The organism is Streptomyces sp. NPDC047061 (assembly GCF_040643955.1).
GTDB lineage: Bacteria > Actinomycetota > Actinomycetes > Streptomycetales > Streptomycetaceae > Streptomyces.
Map to the genome: position 1 here is coordinate 20,945 of NZ_JBEYVI010000028.1, position 16,099 is coordinate 37,043.

The window sequence follows — 16,099 nt, forward strand, 5'->3', positions numbered from 1 at the left end:
CAGGGTCAGGCCGCGGGAGCGCTGATGCGCGTGCCCCGCGGGGGCGCCGGGCGCCGCGGCAGGCAGTGGGTGACGCCGCGCAGGACACCGGTGACCGGTTCGGGTGCGGATCCGGGCTCCGCGAGCGCGCGTCGCCGGGCCTCTGCGGCCGACGACGCGGAGAAGGTCTGCCAGTACCGTGCCTGGCGGTTGAGTTCGCCGATCAGCGGCATGAGGTCGGTCGTGGCGGGGGCGACGGCAGGGGCGGAAGTGGGGGTGGGGGCGGGGGTGGGGGCGGGCAGCCCCAGCCGCTCCGCCGGTCCGTCCCCGAGGGCCTGGCGGAGCACGCGGTGGATGAGGGTGCGCACCTGCTCCTCGGACAGGGCCGTCCCCGGCGCGCCGGCCATCGCACGGGCCTGGGCGTCGACCGTCGCGGCGGTCAGCGCACGTGAGGTGGCGTCGGGGGCGGCCGTCCGGGAGTCCAGCAGGTCCCGCAGCCGACGGGCGTCGGCGTGGGTGGCGACGCCCTGGTGAAGGCTGTCGTCGATGCCGAGGAGATGGGCGACGTACGACCAGTACGCGTACAGGTGGCGCTCCTCCTCGCCGCTGATCTCGATGCCCACGGCGGCCAGCGCCTCGTACGCGACGAGGGTGAAGCCCAGCCAGAGGCGGGCCGTGTCCGCCTGGCTCACCGGGACTCCCCCGGCGGACGTGTCCCGGCCGCCGGCCGTCGCCGAGGCCCGTAGCCGGGCATGGCGCAGCCGGAGCCGGACCGTGGCCACGTATCCCGGGGCGCCGCGCAGCAGCCCGCCCGGCCGCAGCGCCTGTCGTATCCACACCCCGGTCTCCACGAGCCGGCGCGTGGCCAGGTCCTGCTGACCGCCCGCGCGGACCAGCTGCCCCGCGACGGCCGGGGACGCGTAGAGGTGGGCGAGGGCGGCGGGGACCGAGCAGAGCTGGAACCACAGGGGCGGCACGGACAGGGTCGTGATGTCGCCCCGGTGCGGCGTCAGGGGATCGAGCCCGGCCGGGGCGGTCTCCACCTGCTCCAGCAGCGCGGCGACGGCGGCCGGGAGAGGCGCGTCCAGGCCGGCCGGGCCGGCCGGGCCGGCCGGGCCGGCTGCGCCGTACCGGAGTCCGGCGGCGAGGGCGTGCCGGACCCGGTCGCCGTGGAGGTCCAGCTCGGCGATGACCGCGTCGGCGAGGGGATCGCCGCCGGCGAGCGCGTCGCCGGCGGGGCACGTGAGCACGGGTGCGGCTGCGGGCGGCATGCGGCGATCGGGCTGCGAGGGATGCGAGGCGTGTGCGGGATGTGCGGGGTGTGCGGTCATGTCGCTCTCACTTTCCGGCTCTCCTGGAGGGGCACTGCGGCCGTCCGTGTCAGGCAGGCACGCATCACACCGGAGCACTTCCTGACGCCTGTCAGATTACCGATAATCTGACAGGCGTCAAGTAAGATGGGAGTGCGTACGCTGGCACGACCGAAAGCAAGGGAGGCAAGGGTGGGAGCAGCAACCGGATCCGCTCGGCGGCCGGGACGTCCAGGCGTGGACACTCCCGCGGTGCCCGAGGAGCAGAGCATCCTGCAGCGCGGGCTGGAAGCCTTCGCGGAGCTGGGCTACGACCGCGCCTCGGCTCGCGAACTGGCCCGCCGGCTGGGCGTGAGCCACAACTTCATCAACGACCGCTACGGGTCCAAGGCGGCCTTCTGGCGTGCCGTGGTGGACCACGCGCTCGGGTCGCAGCTGGCGCTCCTGACGGCGGCCGATCCCGCGGCGGACGCAGCGGAGCGCCTGCGGCGGCTGATGGCCGACTTCTACCGCTCCGCGGTGGAGACGCCGCTGGTGGGACGCATCATGGTGGACGAGTTCTCCCGTGACAGCGAGCGTCTGGACTACCTGTACGAGCGGTACATCGCGCCGCTCATGCAGCGCCTCCTGCCCGACGTCGAGAGTCTCGTGACCGCGGGCCGCATGGCACCCGTCCCGTCGGACGTCCTGTTCTTCGTCGTCGTCGGCCCCGTATCGGGCATGGTGGAGATGCCCCTGGCCCGCCGCCTGGGCAGGCCCGAGGCCACCTCACCGGAGCAACTCGGCGCAACGGCGGAGCTGCTGGCATCCCTCGTGGTCAACGGCCTGCTCGCGACGGCTCCGAAGAGCGGTTCCCCGACGAAGGCGTGACAGGGGTCGTTCCCCCCGGGCCAGGACGACGTCAACGTGGCGGCGCGGTGCAGCCTCACATCCGGGATCTCAGCACGTCGACCTCACAGCCCGGCGCGAAGGGGTCGAAGCCGTGCTCGGCCAGCCAGCGGACGATCAGCAGGCTTCGCAACGACCACCACGCGTGGATCACGTCGAGGTCGACGGCGGTGCCGTAGCCGGCGATGACGTCGTCGAGGTGCGCCTCGTGTCCGAGCGTGAAGGTGGCGAGGTCGTACAGGGCGTCACCCTGGCCCGCCTCGGACCAGTCGATGATGCCGGTGACCTCGTCGCCGTCGACGAAGACGTGCGCGATCTGCAGGTCGCCGTGCGTGAACGCCGGAGTCCACGGCCGGAGCGCGGCCTCGGCGACCTGGCGGTTGCGGGTGACCAGCTCGGCGGGCAGGACACCGTTCGCCACGAGCAGCTCGCACTCGTCGTCGAGTTCCGCCGCCAGCGCGACGGCGCTCCGCCCGGCCCGGCCCTGCCGCGGCGGCAGGGGCGCGTCGTGCAGCTTCCGGATGGCGGCGCCCGCCGCGGCCCACGCCGCCGGCGACCCGGTCGACGGCCCGCCGAGGCGCCCGAGCGTCGTCCCCGGGAGCGCGGCGAGCGCGAGCACGGGCGGCTTGTGCCACAGGACCTCCGGGGTCGGGACCGGCACGAGGGACATCACCTCGACCTCGACGTCGACACGCGTCTGATCGACGTCCACCTTCAGGAACACGTCACCGACGCGCAGAGTCGCGCGCTCGGAATGGGCGACGACGACCTCGACCTCATCCATGGGCACCCAGTATCCCGAGGACGATCGCCGACGTCGCCGGCTTTATCCCCGGCTCCGTCGCCTGCGACGTCGCGGCCGACCGCTCGTCGCTGCCCGGGTCCGGGAATGTGACGCTTGATCGTTCGGGTGCGCTGGTATCTGAGGGCACTCCGGTGACGGCTGTGCCCCGCGATGGCTGATGACAACGACAACGGGGCTTCCGGGTGGGGCATGAGAACTGAACAGAGCGTTCGGCGCGGTCGCCGTCGAACTGGTCCGAAGAAGCGGACGTGGGTCGCGTTGGGGGCACTCGTCGCCGGCGGCGGCGTGGCCGTGGCGGCCGTCGCCACGGCCGGCTCACCGGGCCATGGAGCGCCGGCCGCGCAGGGACCGATCAGGACGCATGTCCACTCGCTGTCCCTGACCGGAGCCGATGCGTCGCTCAAGACACTGGGGGCCCGGTCCACGGCTCCGTTCAGCATGGTCGGCGTCACCTGGAACGGCGCGCACGCCGAGCTGCGCGGCACGGTGGAGGTGCGGACCCGTTCCGCCGCCGACGGCCACTGGACCCGGTGGCTGAAGATGCAGCAGCCGGACGAACTCCCCGACGCCGCCGAGCTGAACCGTCCCGGGGTGCGCGGCGGGATGTCCCCGATGTGGTCGGGGCCGTCGAACGGAATCCAGGTCCGCGCGACCGGCGCGGGCAGGACGACCGCGTTGCCCGCCGGGCTGCGGGTGGACCTGGTCGACCCGGGCAAGCCCGCCACCGGCGGGACAGCGGACTCCGGCATGGGTCTGGCGGACTACGCCATGGACGCGACGGCCACCGACACCGCCTCCCCGGCGGCCACCGACACCGCCTCCACGACGGACGCCTCCGCCCCGGCCGACACCGCGACGGCCACCACGGGCACCGGCGCCTCGGACACCCCGACCGCGACGGACTCCGCGTCGCCCACGGACACCTCCACGGCCCCCTCCACCTCCCCGACCCCGTCCACCGGGACCTCCCCCTCCGCCACCACCTCGACCTCGCCGAGCGCGTCCCCGAGCGCGTCCCCGACGACCTGGCCCAGCCAGCTTCCGACGACGTCCGAGGCGTACCCGTCCTGCACGACCTCCTCGTCCGGCCCGTCGGCGTCGACGTCGGCGTCGGCGACCCCGCCCGACCCGATGCCGTCCGCGACCGTCTCGACGGTGGCGCCGCCCACCGTGGTGACCCGGGCCGGCTGGGGCGCGGACGAGTGTGCGCGGGACTCGGGTTACCCGTCGTACGGCTCGGCGGTGAAGGTGATGTTCGTCCACCACACGGACACCACCAACGACTACTCCTGCGCCGACTCCCCGGCGATCGTGCGCGGCATCTACGCCGAGCACCTCAACCAGGGCTGGCGCGACCTGGGTTACAACTTCCTCGTCGACAAGTGCGGCACCGTCTTCGAGGGCCGCTTCGGCGGAATGGCGCTCCCCGTCGTCGGCGCCCAGACCTACGGGTTCAACACCAACAGCATGGGCGTGGCCGCCATCGGCACGTACACCGACCTCAGCGGCGGCGACTCCACGGCCAGCACCTTCACCGGGGCCGCGCCGAGCCAGGCGATGCTGGGCTCCATCGCCCGCATCGCGGCCTGGAAGTTCGGCATGACCGGCGTGAACCCGGGCACCGGTACCGCGTCCCTGCCCGAGGGCTCCTCCGACAGCTACGGCTTCACCCTGGGCAAGAGCTACAGCTTCGACGCGATCTCCGGGCACCGCAACGGCTTCGCCACCGACTGCCCCGGCAACCAGCTCTACAACGCCCTGAGCACGATCCGCTCCTACGCGGCCGGCCCGGTCGGCGCGGTCTCCGTCACCGGGATGTCCGGCGGGGCGGCCAGGTCCGGGACGAGCTACTACACCAAGGGCGCGGCCACGGTGAGCTGGACGACCGCCACGCCGTCCGCGGTGATCTCCGGCTTCGACGTCCTGGTCGACGGCAAGGCCGTGGCCCACACCTCCGGCTCCGCCCGCTCCGCCTCGCTCTCGGTGGCCGCCGGCAGCCACACCGTCCAGGTGCGCGCCACCCACGTCCGCGGTTCGACCACCCTGTCCGGCTCGGTGCCCCTGGTCGGCGACACCACCGCGCCCACGTTCCCGACCGCTCCCGGCGTGCGGGTGCGCACCGGCACGGTGAGCTCCACCTCCGTCCCGGTCACGGTGGCCTGGAAGGCCGCCGACAACGCGGCGCTCGCCAAGGTCACGGCGACCTCGCCGTCCTCGGCCACCTTCGGCCCGACGGTGACCTCCTGGTCGACCGGCGCCAAGCCCGGCACGTCGGACCTGTTCGCCCTGAAGGCGTACGACGCGGCCGGCAACGCCACCGCCGCCTCCGTCCACCGGACGCCGAGCATCGTCCAGGAGACCTCCACCACCCGGACCGGTACCTGGACACGCAAGAGCAGCACCAGCTACCTGGGCGGGTACTCCTACGGTTCCTCGTCCGCCAAGGCCTCGATCAGCTGGACCTTCACCGGACGCTCGGTGGCCTGGATCGTCTCGCGGGCCGCCACGTCGGGCCAGGCGTACGTCTACGTCGACGGCGCCAAGGTCACCACGGTGGACCTGAAGTCCTCCACCACCCTCTACCGCCAGGCGATCTGGACCAGGAGCTGGTCGGCCGCCGCCAAGCACACCCTGAAGATCGTCGTGGTCGGCACCGCGGGCCGCCCGACCGTCACCACCGACGGCATCGCCACCATCGGCTGAACCGCCGGCCGTACCTCACGAAGGAGCCCTCTGCCCGCGGGAAGTCCGCGGGCAGAGGGCTCCCTTCAGGCACATCCCGCTTCCCGTCGACGCCGACGGCACCCCCATGGCTACGCCAAGAAGAAGCCGGACGCCGTCCTCTTCCCCGGCGAGAAAACAGCGGCCTTCCGGCGCACCTCCTCCGGCCGTAGGCCTCGCCGTGGGGACGCAGGGCGCGGCGAGTGCTGCTCGTCAATCTGGCGCGGCGCCTCGGCGATGCTGCCGACGCCGTGCCCTGACAGGGACTCCGCCGGGACGGCGTGCCCGTTCGTTGCCCAAATCCGTTCGGATCCTGCGTAACATCCCACCGGCCCCGAGCGTGTCCTGGACATGAGCAGGTACGCGGCACGGGGACGTGCCCGACGGACGGGGGACGACGGGGATGGCGACGCAGCCGGAGGAGTTCGACGCGTTCTACTCCGCCACCGCCAAACGCATGGTTGCCGTGGTCTATGCGATGACCGGTGACCTGGGGGCGGCGGAGGACGCGGTGCAGGAGGCGTACGTACGCGCATGGCAGCGCTGGACGAAGCTCACGCGTGAGGGTGATCCACTGCCGTGGGTGCGCACGGTGGCGATGCGGCTGGCGATCAGTACATGGCGGCGGGCCAGGGGGAGGCTGCGCGCGCACTTCCGGCACGGCCCGCAGCCGGATGTGCCCGAACTCTCCGGCGACCGTGTGGCGTTGGTGGCCGCGCTGCGCGAACTGACCCCCGACCAGCGGCAGGCGGTTGTCCTGCACCATCTCCTGGACCTGCCGGTGGAGCAGGTCGCGCGGGAGACCGGCGCCTCCAACGGCGCCGTACGCACCCGGCTCAGCCGGGCCCGCAAGATCCTCGGCGAGCGGCTCGCCGAGAGCGATCCCACTTCCATTGCCGAGGGGGCGGCCAGCCATGGCTGAAGTCGAGGAACTGCTGGACGAGGTCACGGTGTGCATGCCGTCCGCGGCTCAACTGCGCGCCCGGGGGGACCGGCGGCTCGCCCGTCGGCGGTCCGGTGCCGTGGCCGCGGCCGTCGTCGCGGTGGCGGGGGTGGTGACCTGGGCCGTCCTGCCGGGGAACGGTACGCATGAGACGCGTCCGGCGAAGACGCCGGCCGCCTCGCGGTCGGCCGCGGTGGGAATCACCCCGTACACGAAGAACGGGGTGATAGAGCTCAAGGCACCCAAGGCGCTGCCGCTGTACGAGGAGTGGCACTGGCGAGCGAGCGGGGACGGGAGCGACGACCCGGTCCTCGGGTCGACGGGAGGGTGCCTGGCGGTGGACCAGCTGCTGCAGCGGCCGAGCAGCACGTGGAGCTACGACCGGGACTTCCGGGGAGACCGGGGGGCCAGGGCGCGGCACACGTACATCGAGTACGGCGGCCGGAGCGACCTCACCACAGACCTCTCCCGGCTGCGCGAGGCGCTCTCCGGCTGTGGCCTGACGTCGAAGGGTACGTCCACGGGTCCTCAGGGCCGGACCGTCGAGACGTACACGGGGACCGTCGATCAGCGTGTGGCGCGGACCGTCGTCGAGTACGGCACCCGATGGCTCTCGGTGGTACAGGAATCCGGCGGAACGCCGGGGAGCTGACCCGGCCCGGCCCTGACCGGTCCTGCGGGCACGACGGTCCGTCTCGCGATGACCGTCGTCCTCAGGGCACGGGTGGTGCCGTTGCCCGGCCGGCCTGCACCGCCGGAGAAATGCCACGCGGTTGCTCGCGAAGTGGCGTCCGGTGCCAGAGGCTGGGGCGATGTCAGAGCCTGTTCAGGAACCGGGAGAGCCGGCGAGATCGCCAGGGTGAAGCGCCGACGTGGCGGCGCGGATCCGGAGTGAGGCGGCCGCGACGGGTTGTCAGCCCCTTCTGCCAGCATGCTGCCGTGACAGACACACCTGATCAGCGTCCCGCCGAGACCACGCTCGACTTCCTGCGCTCCGTGTTCCCGCCGGAGTGGCGCGAGCCGGCGCTCGGGCAGGAAGCCGTCGCGGAGTGGGAGCAGGAGAACGGGGTGGCCCTGCCGGAGCCGTACCGGACCTTCATCGCGGAGGTCAGCAACGGGTCGAGCCTGGGCCCCGCCGGCGACGGCGGCCTCCAGCCGCTCGGCTGGCTGCCCGACACGTGGCCCAGCCTCGGCCCGCGACAGCCAGGGCACCCGTTCCCCCTGGAGGCGGCCTGGCTCTGGGAGGACGACGAGAGCGTCGACCCCGAGGACCCGCGGATCGACGCCGCGTTCAACAAGGGGTCCGTGGTTCTCGGATCCGAGGACGGGCCGTCGTTCTGGCTCCTGCTGACCACCGGCCCCCGCCGCGGCGAGGTGTGGATGATCGCCGACGTCGGCGCCGTCCCGGCCCCCGGCGACCGGGCATGGGGCTTCGAGGAGTGGGTGCGGCGTTGGCACACCGGCGACGACTGGTGGGAGTGACCGCTCCCCCGCGCACAGCCGAAGGTTGCAGACCGTTCGAACCCCTGGTGCCGGCGGACAGCGCGTCGGAGAGTCGCACGGCCGGGTCGCCGGCGAACGGATGCCGCGACTGATCGCCGCAGAACGAGCCGTCTGCGAACACGCCTTCGCACACCTGAAGAACCGGCGCGTACTGACCCGGCCCCGCCTCGACGTGCAGTGGGCCACCCGGCTCGTCCGCCCGCTGATGGTCGTCGACTGGCACGAGATCGCCCGCTGACCGACGGGACGTGACCAGGCCATGTCCGCGGCACCGGCGCCCTGAGGGACGCCCCGGTCGTGTTCGGGGCGGTCGTGTTCGGGGCGGTCGCCTTCCGCCTGGTCGGTACCGTCAACCAGCGGATGGCTCACGCCATCCGGGCCGCCCCGATGCGGCGGTTCAGCCGGTCGCGGGCCCCGTGGGGATGGCCGCGACCGCCGCTGCGGTCATCTGCCGTGCGGTGGTCACGAGGCTGGTGATCGCGTCGTCGGGGGTCAGGTCGCAGAGGTCGATGAGGGCGAACAGCGACTCGGCGCTGATCACGAGGGCGAGGCCGCGGACCAGTTGTTCCACGTCCGGGCGCTGCGCGGCGCCGCACCTGTCGGTCCACGGGGCAAGAGCGTGCTCGATGAGTGCGAAGCGGCGGACGGGACGGTCCTTGGACGTCGAGGGTTTCGCGATGGTCGAGGAGACGACCACCCGGACGGCACCCTGCCTGCGCAGCACCGCCCGGCCGAGGATCTCCGCCGCCTGGCCGATCCGTTCGACCGGGTCGTCGCCGCGCGTCGCCGATCGCAGGACCGCGACCAGGTCCTCCGTCATCACGGCGGCGCGCAGGAGCGAGAGGAGGTCGGGAAAGTAGCGATAGGCGGTCGCTTCGGAGACCCCGGCCTCGGCCGCGACCGCCGGCATCGTGATCTCCGCCCCGGTGTCGGCGAGGTCGCGGGCGGCCGTGACGATCGCCGACCTGGTGCGTTCCATCGTCTTGCTGAGCCCGCTCGGGCGACTCCGCTCGGCCATGATCACCCTTCCGTACCGGCCGAAAGCATAGCGGGCGAGACCACCGAATGAGAGTCGACTCTTTTTTTGAGAGTCCACTTGCATGAATGTTCGGATCGATCATAGGGTCCTTGGCGTTGGCAACCCCACCAGTCAGGGAGACTCCATGGCCAAGGTGTCGATCACCGGTCCCGGCGAGGGCGAGCTCATCGTCAACGGCCCGTCGACGATCCGGATCCTCGAGGACGGCAGCAACACCGACCACCGCCTGGGGATGGGTGAGATCACCGTCCCCCCGCACACCGCCGGCCCTCCGCAGCACCGCCACGCACAGCACGACGAGGGCTTCTACATACTCTCGGGCAGCGTGCGGTTCACCGTCGGTGAGGACGACCACGACGCCGGAGCCGGTACGTGGGTCATGGTCCCGCCGGGCGCACCGCACACGTTCGCCAACGTGACCGACGACACGGCGGTCATGCTCAACACCTTCACCCCGGACCTGTACGTGCGGTACTTCCGAGACCTCAAGGCCATGGTCGAGTCCGGGCAGCCGTTGTCGCACGACGCCGTCGCAGAGGTCTGGACGAAGTACGGCACCGAACCGTCGACCGAGTACGCCTCGTGAACGTTCTCCTGGGGGCCAACGCCGTCGGCGCAGTCGCCGGCATCGCCTTCGCACTGGTGGGAGGCGTACGCCCGGCGGCGCTGAGTGAGAGCGGCACGCCGACCGCCGGCGAACGCTTCTACGGCTGGATGTACGCGACCCGGGGAGTGCCACTGGGAGCGGCGGCCCTCGTCGCACCACTCGCGTGGTCGGGTCCCGCCGTCTCGCTCATCCTGTGCGCGGCCGCCGCGGCCCAGGTGGGCGACGCCGTCATCGGAGTCGCCACGCGGAAAGGGACGATGATCGCGGGCGCTTCGCTCCTGACCGCGCTGCACGTCGCAACGGCTGTCGCCACCGCCTGAGCGCGACTCCCTAGCCTCGTGAAGCAAGACCGCAACCATCCCGAGCACCACAAGGACGCTGCCGGCGATCTGGCTCCCGACAACCGACGTGCGCATCCTGCGGCGTGCGACCCGGGGCGAAAGGGGGCACCGGGGGGGGCGACGGTCAGGGCTTGAGGAGGGCTTTGATCGCGCGGCGCTCGTCCATCGCCCGGTAGCCCTCGGCGACCTGGTCCAGGGGGAGGGTGAGGTCGAAGACCTTGCCGGGGTTGATGCGACCGGACAGCACGCGGTCGATCAGGTCGGACATGTAGCGGCGCACCGGAGCCGGGCCGCCGCACAGGCCGACCGCACCGTCACCGACCACCACGGCCGTCGAGCCCGGCCTGACCTCGGCGGCCAGCGCGGCCCGCCAGCCGGTGCCCATCACGTCGGAGACGGCCAGCAGGCCGGGCACGTGGTCGGCGTCCGGCTGCCCGTCGGTGGCGACGAGGGTGCCGTGGGCGTTGGGGATGCGGACGTAGTCGGCCTGGCAGGTGCTCATGAACTCCCGGTGCAGACAGCTCGACTGCCAGCCGCCCAGGCAGTTCGCGCAGGTGTTGTCCGAGGTGGCGAAGGAGCCGACCACGAACTGGCCCGGCCTGACGTGAGTCACCTCGGCGCCGACCTCCTCGACGATGCCGACGTACTCGTGTCCCATCGGGTGCGGGTCGCCGACGGGCTCCAGGCCGCGGTACGGCCACAGATCCGAGCCACACACGCAGGTGGCGACCGTGCGGATGACCGCGTCGGTGGGGCAGCTGATCCTCGGGTCGTCCAGGGTCTCGAAGCGCACGTCGCCGGGGGCGTGGATGACTGCTCCACGCATGGTGGTCTTTCCTTCACTGCGAGGGTTCGGGTGGGAGGGGCTGAGATGCCGCGTTCAGGGGGCCTGAACAGCGGCTCGACATCGAGCCTCACACGCACGGGAAGGCGCGAAAAGCGGAGGAATCCATCCGGGGAGGGAAACATCCCGGGCAGAATTCCTCCCCCTTTCGCGCGTCCGATCGATGCCATGCTGGGTGGCATGACCGGCACTGTCCCCCTCAATGACCTGGGAGAATTTCTCAAGAAGTGTCGCGCCGAGCTGAGCCCGCGCACGGTCGGCCTGCCCGAGTCCGGCGGGCCCCGCCGGGCGGCCGGGCTGCGCCGCGAGGAGGTCGCCCAGCTCGCCAGCATCAGCACCGACTACTACACGCGTCTTGAGCAGGGCCGTATGCAGGCGTCCGCGCCCGTGCTGGGCGTCCTGGCCCGGGTACTCCACCTGAACGACGACGAGCGGAGCTACCTCTTCCAGCTCGCGGGCAGGACCGCCGGCCGCACCCGGCGCCGAGGCAGGCAGAAGGTCCAGGCTCGGCTTCAGCGGGTTCTGGACGACCTCACCGCCACCCCGGCCATCGTGCAGAGCGACGCGTCCGACGTGCAGCACGAGATCGAGTTCCAGCTGTACGGGGCGATCGCCGCCACCAAGGCGGTGCTGCCCGCCATGCGCGAGGCCGGCGCCGGCACTCTGCTCTACACCACGGGCGCCGGCTCCCTCGACCCCGTGCCGGTCGTCGGCAACGTCAACGCCGCCGCGGCAGCGCTGCGCAACTGGGCGGTCAACCTGCACGAGGAACTGGACGGCACCGGCGTCCAGGCCGCCCACATCGCACTGGACGTGTCGATCGCCGTCGCCCTCATCCCGGGCTCGCCGGTGATCCAGCCCGAGGACATCTCGCCCGTCTACTGGGATCTGCACACCACCGAGCGCGACCGGGCCGAGCTCGTCTTCAAGGGCTGACCGGCCCAGCCGCCCCGTCGAACCCCGATCGCGCCTCGGCGTGCGTGCGCCGCGGCGCGATCGAGGCGGAGGTTCCTTCGCGGCCTCCGGCGCCCTCCGGCCGAGCCTGTCGGGTGCTGCACGCCGCAAGGAGGCCCTCGGACAGAACGCCCTACGGGGGTGATGGTGCTGCCGGACGCCGTCAGGTTCTGGTCGGCGGCCCACGACGCCAGGAGCCGCAGTCCGTCGTGGGACGGGGAGTCCGGCAGGGCGGTCCAGACGATGATGTGCCGGGCGGCCATCGTGAAGAAGTAGCCGAGGGTGAAGGACTTGTCGCCGTTCTTGGCACCCGAGTTGGTGAACCCGGCAGCGATCTTGTCGGCCCACGTCTGGGCGTACCAGCGCTTGCTGCTGGCCTCGGCGAAGGCATGGAACGCGGCCGACGCCGTGCCCATGTAGGTGGGCGCGCCGAAGACGATCGCGTCGGCGGCGTCCAGCTGCGCCCACTGCTCCTCGGTGATGGCGTCCACGGCGACGGAGACCACCTCGGCACCGGCTTCGGCGGCACCACGGGCCACGGCCTCGGCGAGGACGGCGGTATGGCCGTACCCGGAGTGGAAGGCGACGGCGACAGTGACGGTGGGACGGTCGGAACCGGACATGCTGATGGTGCTCCTCGAAAAGGGGATTGCGGGGGTATGGCTGCCAGCCTGGCACCGGAAAAGCCCGCTGTGAGGGGGTGGAAACATGCCCCCGTACGGGATCGTCCGAGGTGAACGGCGTCCTGACCTGCGACGGAGGGATGCGAGCACGCGGTGGACGGTCGATTGGTTCCCCGCTGTTCCCCGTGGTTCCCCGACGATCTGGCACGCGTCATTCGTCGTCGCAGCTCTCCAAGACCAGCCCTACGGAGCCTTGTTCGAGCCCGTTGTTCTCCTCCAGGCGGAGGTGAGCGCCGTCCGGCGTGCCGTCCTGAGCGAGAGTGAGGAGGTGGCCGGCCGGCGTCTCCTGGGCGGCATGCGGTGGGACCTGCGGAAACTTGCGCAGGTGTGCCGTACAACCCTGAAGGGGCTCCAGGGGTCTTGTGGGCATCCTGTCTTCCCAGTGGAGGTTGCATCACTGTGCGTGTGCGCAGCATTTCGGCCGTAACAGCGCTCGCGGTCGCTCTCGGCTCTGTCGCCCTGATCGGGTCGGCGGCGGGCTCTGCTGTCGCCGACAGCAGAGCCGCACTGCCCATCACGTCCAGCGGCGACATCATCGTGGACGGCGTTCACCAGCGCGTCTTCATCAGTGACCCGTCGGGAGGCAAGGTCGTCGCCACCGACTACAACGGCACCGTCATCGGGACGATCACCTCGCTGCCGCAGGCCGACGGCCTGGAGCTCTCCGCCGACTCGGCAACCGTCTACGTCGCCGTGCCGGGAGCCGACGAGATCGTGGCCATCGACACGGCGACGCTCACCGAGGCCGGGCGGTACGCGACGGGTGACGGCACAGAGCCGCAGCACCTGGCGCTCGCCGGCGGCAGACTCTGGTTCGGCTACGGCAGCGTCGGGCACGGCAACATCGGCTCTCTCGACCTGTCCGGCGGGCAGCCGCAGGTTTCCCTCGCCCAGGAGGCCGAGGGGACGTGGAAGGACGCTCCCCTGCTGGACTCGGCACCCGGCGCTCCCGACACCCTGGCGGCCGGCTCTCGCCAGTACTACTTCGCCCTCGGCATCTACGACGTGTCGTCCGGCACGGCCGACCGGACCGCGTTCCTCGGCGGGCAGGACGCCGCCATCGCCAACACCGCGGAGGACCTGGCGCTCACCCCGGACGGCACAGAACTCGTGGTGGCCACCGCGGCAGGCGACTTCCAGCCGGTCTTCCGGACCTCGGACCTGTCGCAGACCACCAGGTATCCGAGCGGCTACTCGGCACAACGGTCGGTGGATGTCGCGCCGGGTGGCCTCGTCGCGGTGGGCACGGACACCTACGCCAACTTCACCCCCCAGGTGTCCGTCTACGAGCCGGGCGGCACGACCCCGAGGCGGACCGCCGATTTCACCGACGAACAGGGTGGAGTCTCCCAGGAGACCCTGCTCGACCACGGCGACCTCGCCTTCGCACCCGACAGCAGCCGGCTCTTCGCGGTCACACACGGTCTCTCCGGCAAGTACAGCCTGCGCGTCGTCACCGACCCCGGCAAGGCCGTCACCACCGTCACGGTGAACGCCCCGGCGACCGCCGACCGTGCCAAGTCGCTGACCGTCTCCGGCAAGGTCACGAACACGCTCGGGCTGCCCGCGGGGACCACCGTCGCGGTGACCCGGACGGACCTGGAGTCCCCGAACGGCAAGGCGCTCCCCGCCGCGACGGTGAAGGCGGACGGGACCTTCTCCTTCACCGACGTCCCGCCCGCGGGCAGCAAGGTCACGTACAAGGTCTCCTATGCCGGCGACGCCGATCGCACGGCCGCCTCCGCCTCCGACACGGTCGAGGTCTCCCGGAACGCGACGGCCCTGACCGTGAACAGGAACGGCGCCGTCTACGACTACGCCAGTAACGTGACGTTCACCGCCCACCTCGGCACGACGTACAAGAACCGGACGCTCTCGCTCTACGCGGACACCGCGGGGGACGGCAAGGGCAAGTACCTGGTCAAGACCGGCACGGTCAACAGCGGGGGCAACCTGTCGGTCACCCTGCCCCTGAAGCGCGACACCACGGTGAGCGCGTCCTTCTCCGGCGACGCGCGGACCGCCCCCAAGACGGCCACGAGCCGGGTGGGCGCGAAGGTCAAGGTGTCGCTGAGCCTGAGCCGCTACTACAGGACGGCCAAGGTCAACGGGCACACCAAGTACTACTTCCGGAAGAAGACCGACCCGCTTCTCACGACCACGATGACGGCCTACCCCGGCCGCGCGCAGAAGCTGGAGTTCCAGATCTACTCCGCCGGAGCCTGGCGGTCGGCGGGGTACGAGTACTTCAAGCTCGGCTCCACGGGCAAGTCGGTGGTGACACTGGGCGGCACGCACCAGACCGGCTACTCGATGCGCGTGCGGTCGTCCTACATCAACAACGCCTCGAACGACAGCGTGAACTCGACCACGCACGGCTCCTGGAAGTACTTCACCTTCACCAGCTGAGGCCGCGGAGCGGGCCGCGCCGAATCCCCGGTTCACATCGACGACAAGATCGGTGTGATCACGGCGTTCTGCCAGGGTGTCAACACATGCCCGGCCGCGTTGACCCGAGTATGACGGAGCACTCGATGGCATGGGACGAGACGGGCCTGTCCGGTCTGCAGGCGCAGCTGGCGCACGACATGCTGAGCCGTGTCACAGCGTTCACGTCCGGACCGGACGTCCGGCTCGTCCGAGGTGTGATGGCCTCCCCGGACCGGCCCGGCGCCGGCCGCGTCGTCCTCTGGGACGGGCGGCACCTCGACAGCTCCGTCGCCTACGACGTGCCACTCACGGACCCCCAGGGCGGAAACATCCCCCCGGGGGACCTCGCCGCCGCCCTGCGCGGCGTGGCCGCGAACCGTTCGGAACACGAGGCCGAGAAAGCACCGCGCGACGCCTTCGGGATCCCCGTGATCGACGCATCCGCCCTCGTGCACGCCTTCGTCGCCGAGCCGCGTTTCGAGGTCCCGGACGCACTGCACGCCGCAGCGGCCGCGTTCTCCCTCTCTCCAGAGCCGGAAGACTCCCCGGAACTGCGCCTGCGCGGCTTCCTCCTCCTGGACCGGACAAGGTGCCGCCTCTACCTGGACACCCCCGAGTCACAGGACGCACCGCCGTTCGGCATCGACCTCCCCCTCCAAGACGAGAAAGGGTCCGTCACGGTCGGCGTGACAGCGGTGCACGCCGCGCTCCCGGTCCTCCTGCTGGGCGAGCTGGAACGCATGCGCAAGGACGTCCACGACCCGTACTGCCATACCGTCTACGACTTGGTGGACTGGCTCTCGGGCAGCTGACCGCACAACGCCCTGACACGAATCCGGCACGCGACAACTGATCACGATGGACAACAAAAAGGCCCGGGTCTCTGACCTGGGCCTTCTCCCTCCTCGCTCGTCTCGTCGCCGTCGATACGGCTCACCAGTTCGTCCAGGTACACCAGTTGCAGCACGAACACCTGACCCGCGAGGCTGAGCACGCTCAGCGGGGAGCGACGACGTCGGCCCGGGGCAGGTGAGGGCGCCCGGGCGCCGGCG

16 protein-coding genes are annotated in these 16,099 nt (G+C 71.5%); 11 read left to right on the top strand and 5 right to left on the bottom strand.

Going from position 1 to position 16,099, the window contains the following annotated elements; translation table 11 throughout:
* Window positions 1–5 precede the first annotated feature (5 nt).
* Window positions 6–1,250, bottom strand: coding sequence for an oxygenase MpaB family protein (locus ABZ887_RS32540; RefSeq protein WP_361297173.1), 1,245 nt, complete (start codon window positions 1,248–1,250; stop codon window positions 6–8).
* A gap of 276 nt (window positions 1,251–1,526) precedes the next feature.
* Here ABZ887_RS32540 and ABZ887_RS32545 point away from each other — a divergent pair, with 276 nt between their 5' ends.
* Window positions 1,527–2,159, top strand: coding sequence for a TetR/AcrR family transcriptional regulator (locus ABZ887_RS32545; protein WP_361297176.1), 633 nt, complete (start codon window positions 1,527–1,529; stop codon window positions 2,157–2,159).
* 55 nt (window positions 2,160–2,214) lie between these two features.
* Here ABZ887_RS32545 and ABZ887_RS32550 read toward each other — a convergent pair whose 3' ends face one another.
* A complete protein-coding gene (locus tag ABZ887_RS32550) occupies window positions 2,215–2,961 on the bottom strand; it encodes a phosphotransferase (RefSeq protein ID WP_361297179.1) in 747 nt (248 codons plus the stop codon).
* A 279-nt stretch (window positions 2,962–3,240) separates the two neighbouring features.
* On the opposite strand from ABZ887_RS32550, the gene ABZ887_RS32555 reads away from it, so the two are divergent.
* The 5 genes from ABZ887_RS32555 to ABZ887_RS32575 all read left to right on the top strand — a co-directional run bounded on the left by ABZ887_RS32555 (window position 3,241) and on the right by ABZ887_RS32575 (window position 8,387).
* On the top strand, window positions 3,241–5,685 hold the full coding sequence (locus tag ABZ887_RS32555) for a peptidoglycan recognition protein (protein ID WP_361297182.1): 2,445 nt from the start codon (window positions 3,241–3,243) through the stop codon (window positions 5,683–5,685).
* A gap of 421 nt (window positions 5,686–6,106) precedes the next feature.
* Window positions 6,107–6,625, top strand: a complete 519-nt coding sequence (locus ABZ887_RS32560; RefSeq protein ID WP_361297185.1) for a SigE family RNA polymerase sigma factor — start codon at window positions 6,107–6,109, stop codon at window positions 6,623–6,625.
* Window positions 6,618–7,298 carry a hypothetical protein gene (locus tag ABZ887_RS32565; protein ID WP_361297188.1) on the top strand — a complete coding sequence of 227 codons (681 nt, stop codon included), beginning with the start codon at window positions 6,618–6,620 and terminating at the stop codon, window positions 7,296–7,298. The genes ABZ887_RS32560 and ABZ887_RS32565 overlap by 8 nt, the downstream gene beginning before the upstream one ends.
* A gap of 287 nt (window positions 7,299–7,585) precedes the next feature.
* Window positions 7,586–8,128 carry an SMI1/KNR4 family protein gene (locus tag ABZ887_RS32570; RefSeq protein WP_361297191.1) on the top strand — a complete coding sequence of 181 codons (543 nt, stop codon included), beginning with the start codon at window positions 7,586–7,588 and terminating at the stop codon, window positions 8,126–8,128.
* 25 nt (window positions 8,129–8,153) lie between these two features.
* On the top strand, window positions 8,154–8,387 hold the full coding sequence (locus ABZ887_RS32575; protein ID WP_361297194.1) for a hypothetical protein: 234 nt from the start codon (window positions 8,154–8,156) through the stop codon (window positions 8,385–8,387).
* Window positions 8,388–8,546: 159 nt separating this feature from the next.
* Here ABZ887_RS32575 and ABZ887_RS32580 read toward each other — a convergent pair whose 3' ends face one another.
* Complete coding sequence (locus tag ABZ887_RS32580) at window positions 8,547–9,167, bottom strand: helix-turn-helix domain-containing protein (RefSeq protein WP_361297197.1); 621 nt, start codon at window positions 9,165–9,167, stop codon at window positions 8,547–8,549.
* Window positions 9,168–9,312: 145 nt separating this feature from the next.
* Between ABZ887_RS32580 and ABZ887_RS32585 the strand changes: the two genes are divergently transcribed.
* Both ABZ887_RS32585 and ABZ887_RS32590 read left to right on the top strand, forming a co-directional pair.
* Window positions 9,313–9,774, top strand: coding sequence for a cupin domain-containing protein (locus tag ABZ887_RS32585; RefSeq protein WP_361297200.1), 462 nt, complete (start codon window positions 9,313–9,315; stop codon window positions 9,772–9,774).
* Window positions 9,771–10,115 (top strand): hypothetical protein, encoded by a 345-nt coding sequence (locus ABZ887_RS32590; protein WP_361297203.1) that lies wholly within the window; start codon window positions 9,771–9,773, stop codon window positions 10,113–10,115. Before ABZ887_RS32585 ends, ABZ887_RS32590 begins: the two co-directional genes overlap by 4 nt.
* Before the next feature lie 145 nt (window positions 10,116–10,260).
* On the opposite strand, the gene ABZ887_RS32595 is transcribed toward ABZ887_RS32590, so the two are convergent.
* Window positions 10,261–10,962 (bottom strand): alcohol dehydrogenase catalytic domain-containing protein, encoded by a 702-nt coding sequence (locus tag ABZ887_RS32595; protein ID WP_361297206.1) that lies wholly within the window; start codon window positions 10,960–10,962, stop codon window positions 10,261–10,263.
* A 198-nt stretch (window positions 10,963–11,160) separates the two neighbouring features.
* Between ABZ887_RS32595 and ABZ887_RS32600 the strand changes: the two genes are divergently transcribed.
* Window positions 11,161–11,916, top strand: a complete 756-nt coding sequence (locus tag ABZ887_RS32600; RefSeq protein ID WP_361297209.1) for an XRE family transcriptional regulator — start codon at window positions 11,161–11,163, stop codon at window positions 11,914–11,916.
* Here ABZ887_RS32600 and ABZ887_RS32605 read toward each other — a convergent pair.
* Window positions 11,859–12,557 carry a flavodoxin domain-containing protein gene (locus tag ABZ887_RS32605; protein ID WP_361297212.1) on the bottom strand — a complete coding sequence of 233 codons (699 nt, stop codon included), beginning with the start codon at window positions 12,555–12,557 and terminating at the stop codon, window positions 11,859–11,861. The two genes, ABZ887_RS32600 and ABZ887_RS32605, sit on opposite strands and share 58 nt — an antisense overlap.
* Before the next feature lie 465 nt (window positions 12,558–13,022).
* Here ABZ887_RS32605 and ABZ887_RS32610 point away from each other — a divergent pair, with 465 nt between their 5' ends.
* Together ABZ887_RS32610 and ABZ887_RS32615 are read left to right on the top strand one after the other, a co-directional pair.
* Window positions 13,023–15,026 (top strand): Ig-like domain repeat protein, encoded by a 2,004-nt coding sequence (locus ABZ887_RS32610; protein ID WP_361297215.1) that lies wholly within the window; start codon window positions 13,023–13,025, stop codon window positions 15,024–15,026.
* Between the two features lie 125 nt (window positions 15,027–15,151).
* Window positions 15,152–15,859 carry a hypothetical protein gene (locus tag ABZ887_RS32615; protein WP_361297218.1) on the top strand — a complete coding sequence of 236 codons (708 nt, stop codon included), beginning with the start codon at window positions 15,152–15,154 and terminating at the stop codon, window positions 15,857–15,859.
* Window positions 15,860–16,099: the final 240 nt, after the last annotated feature.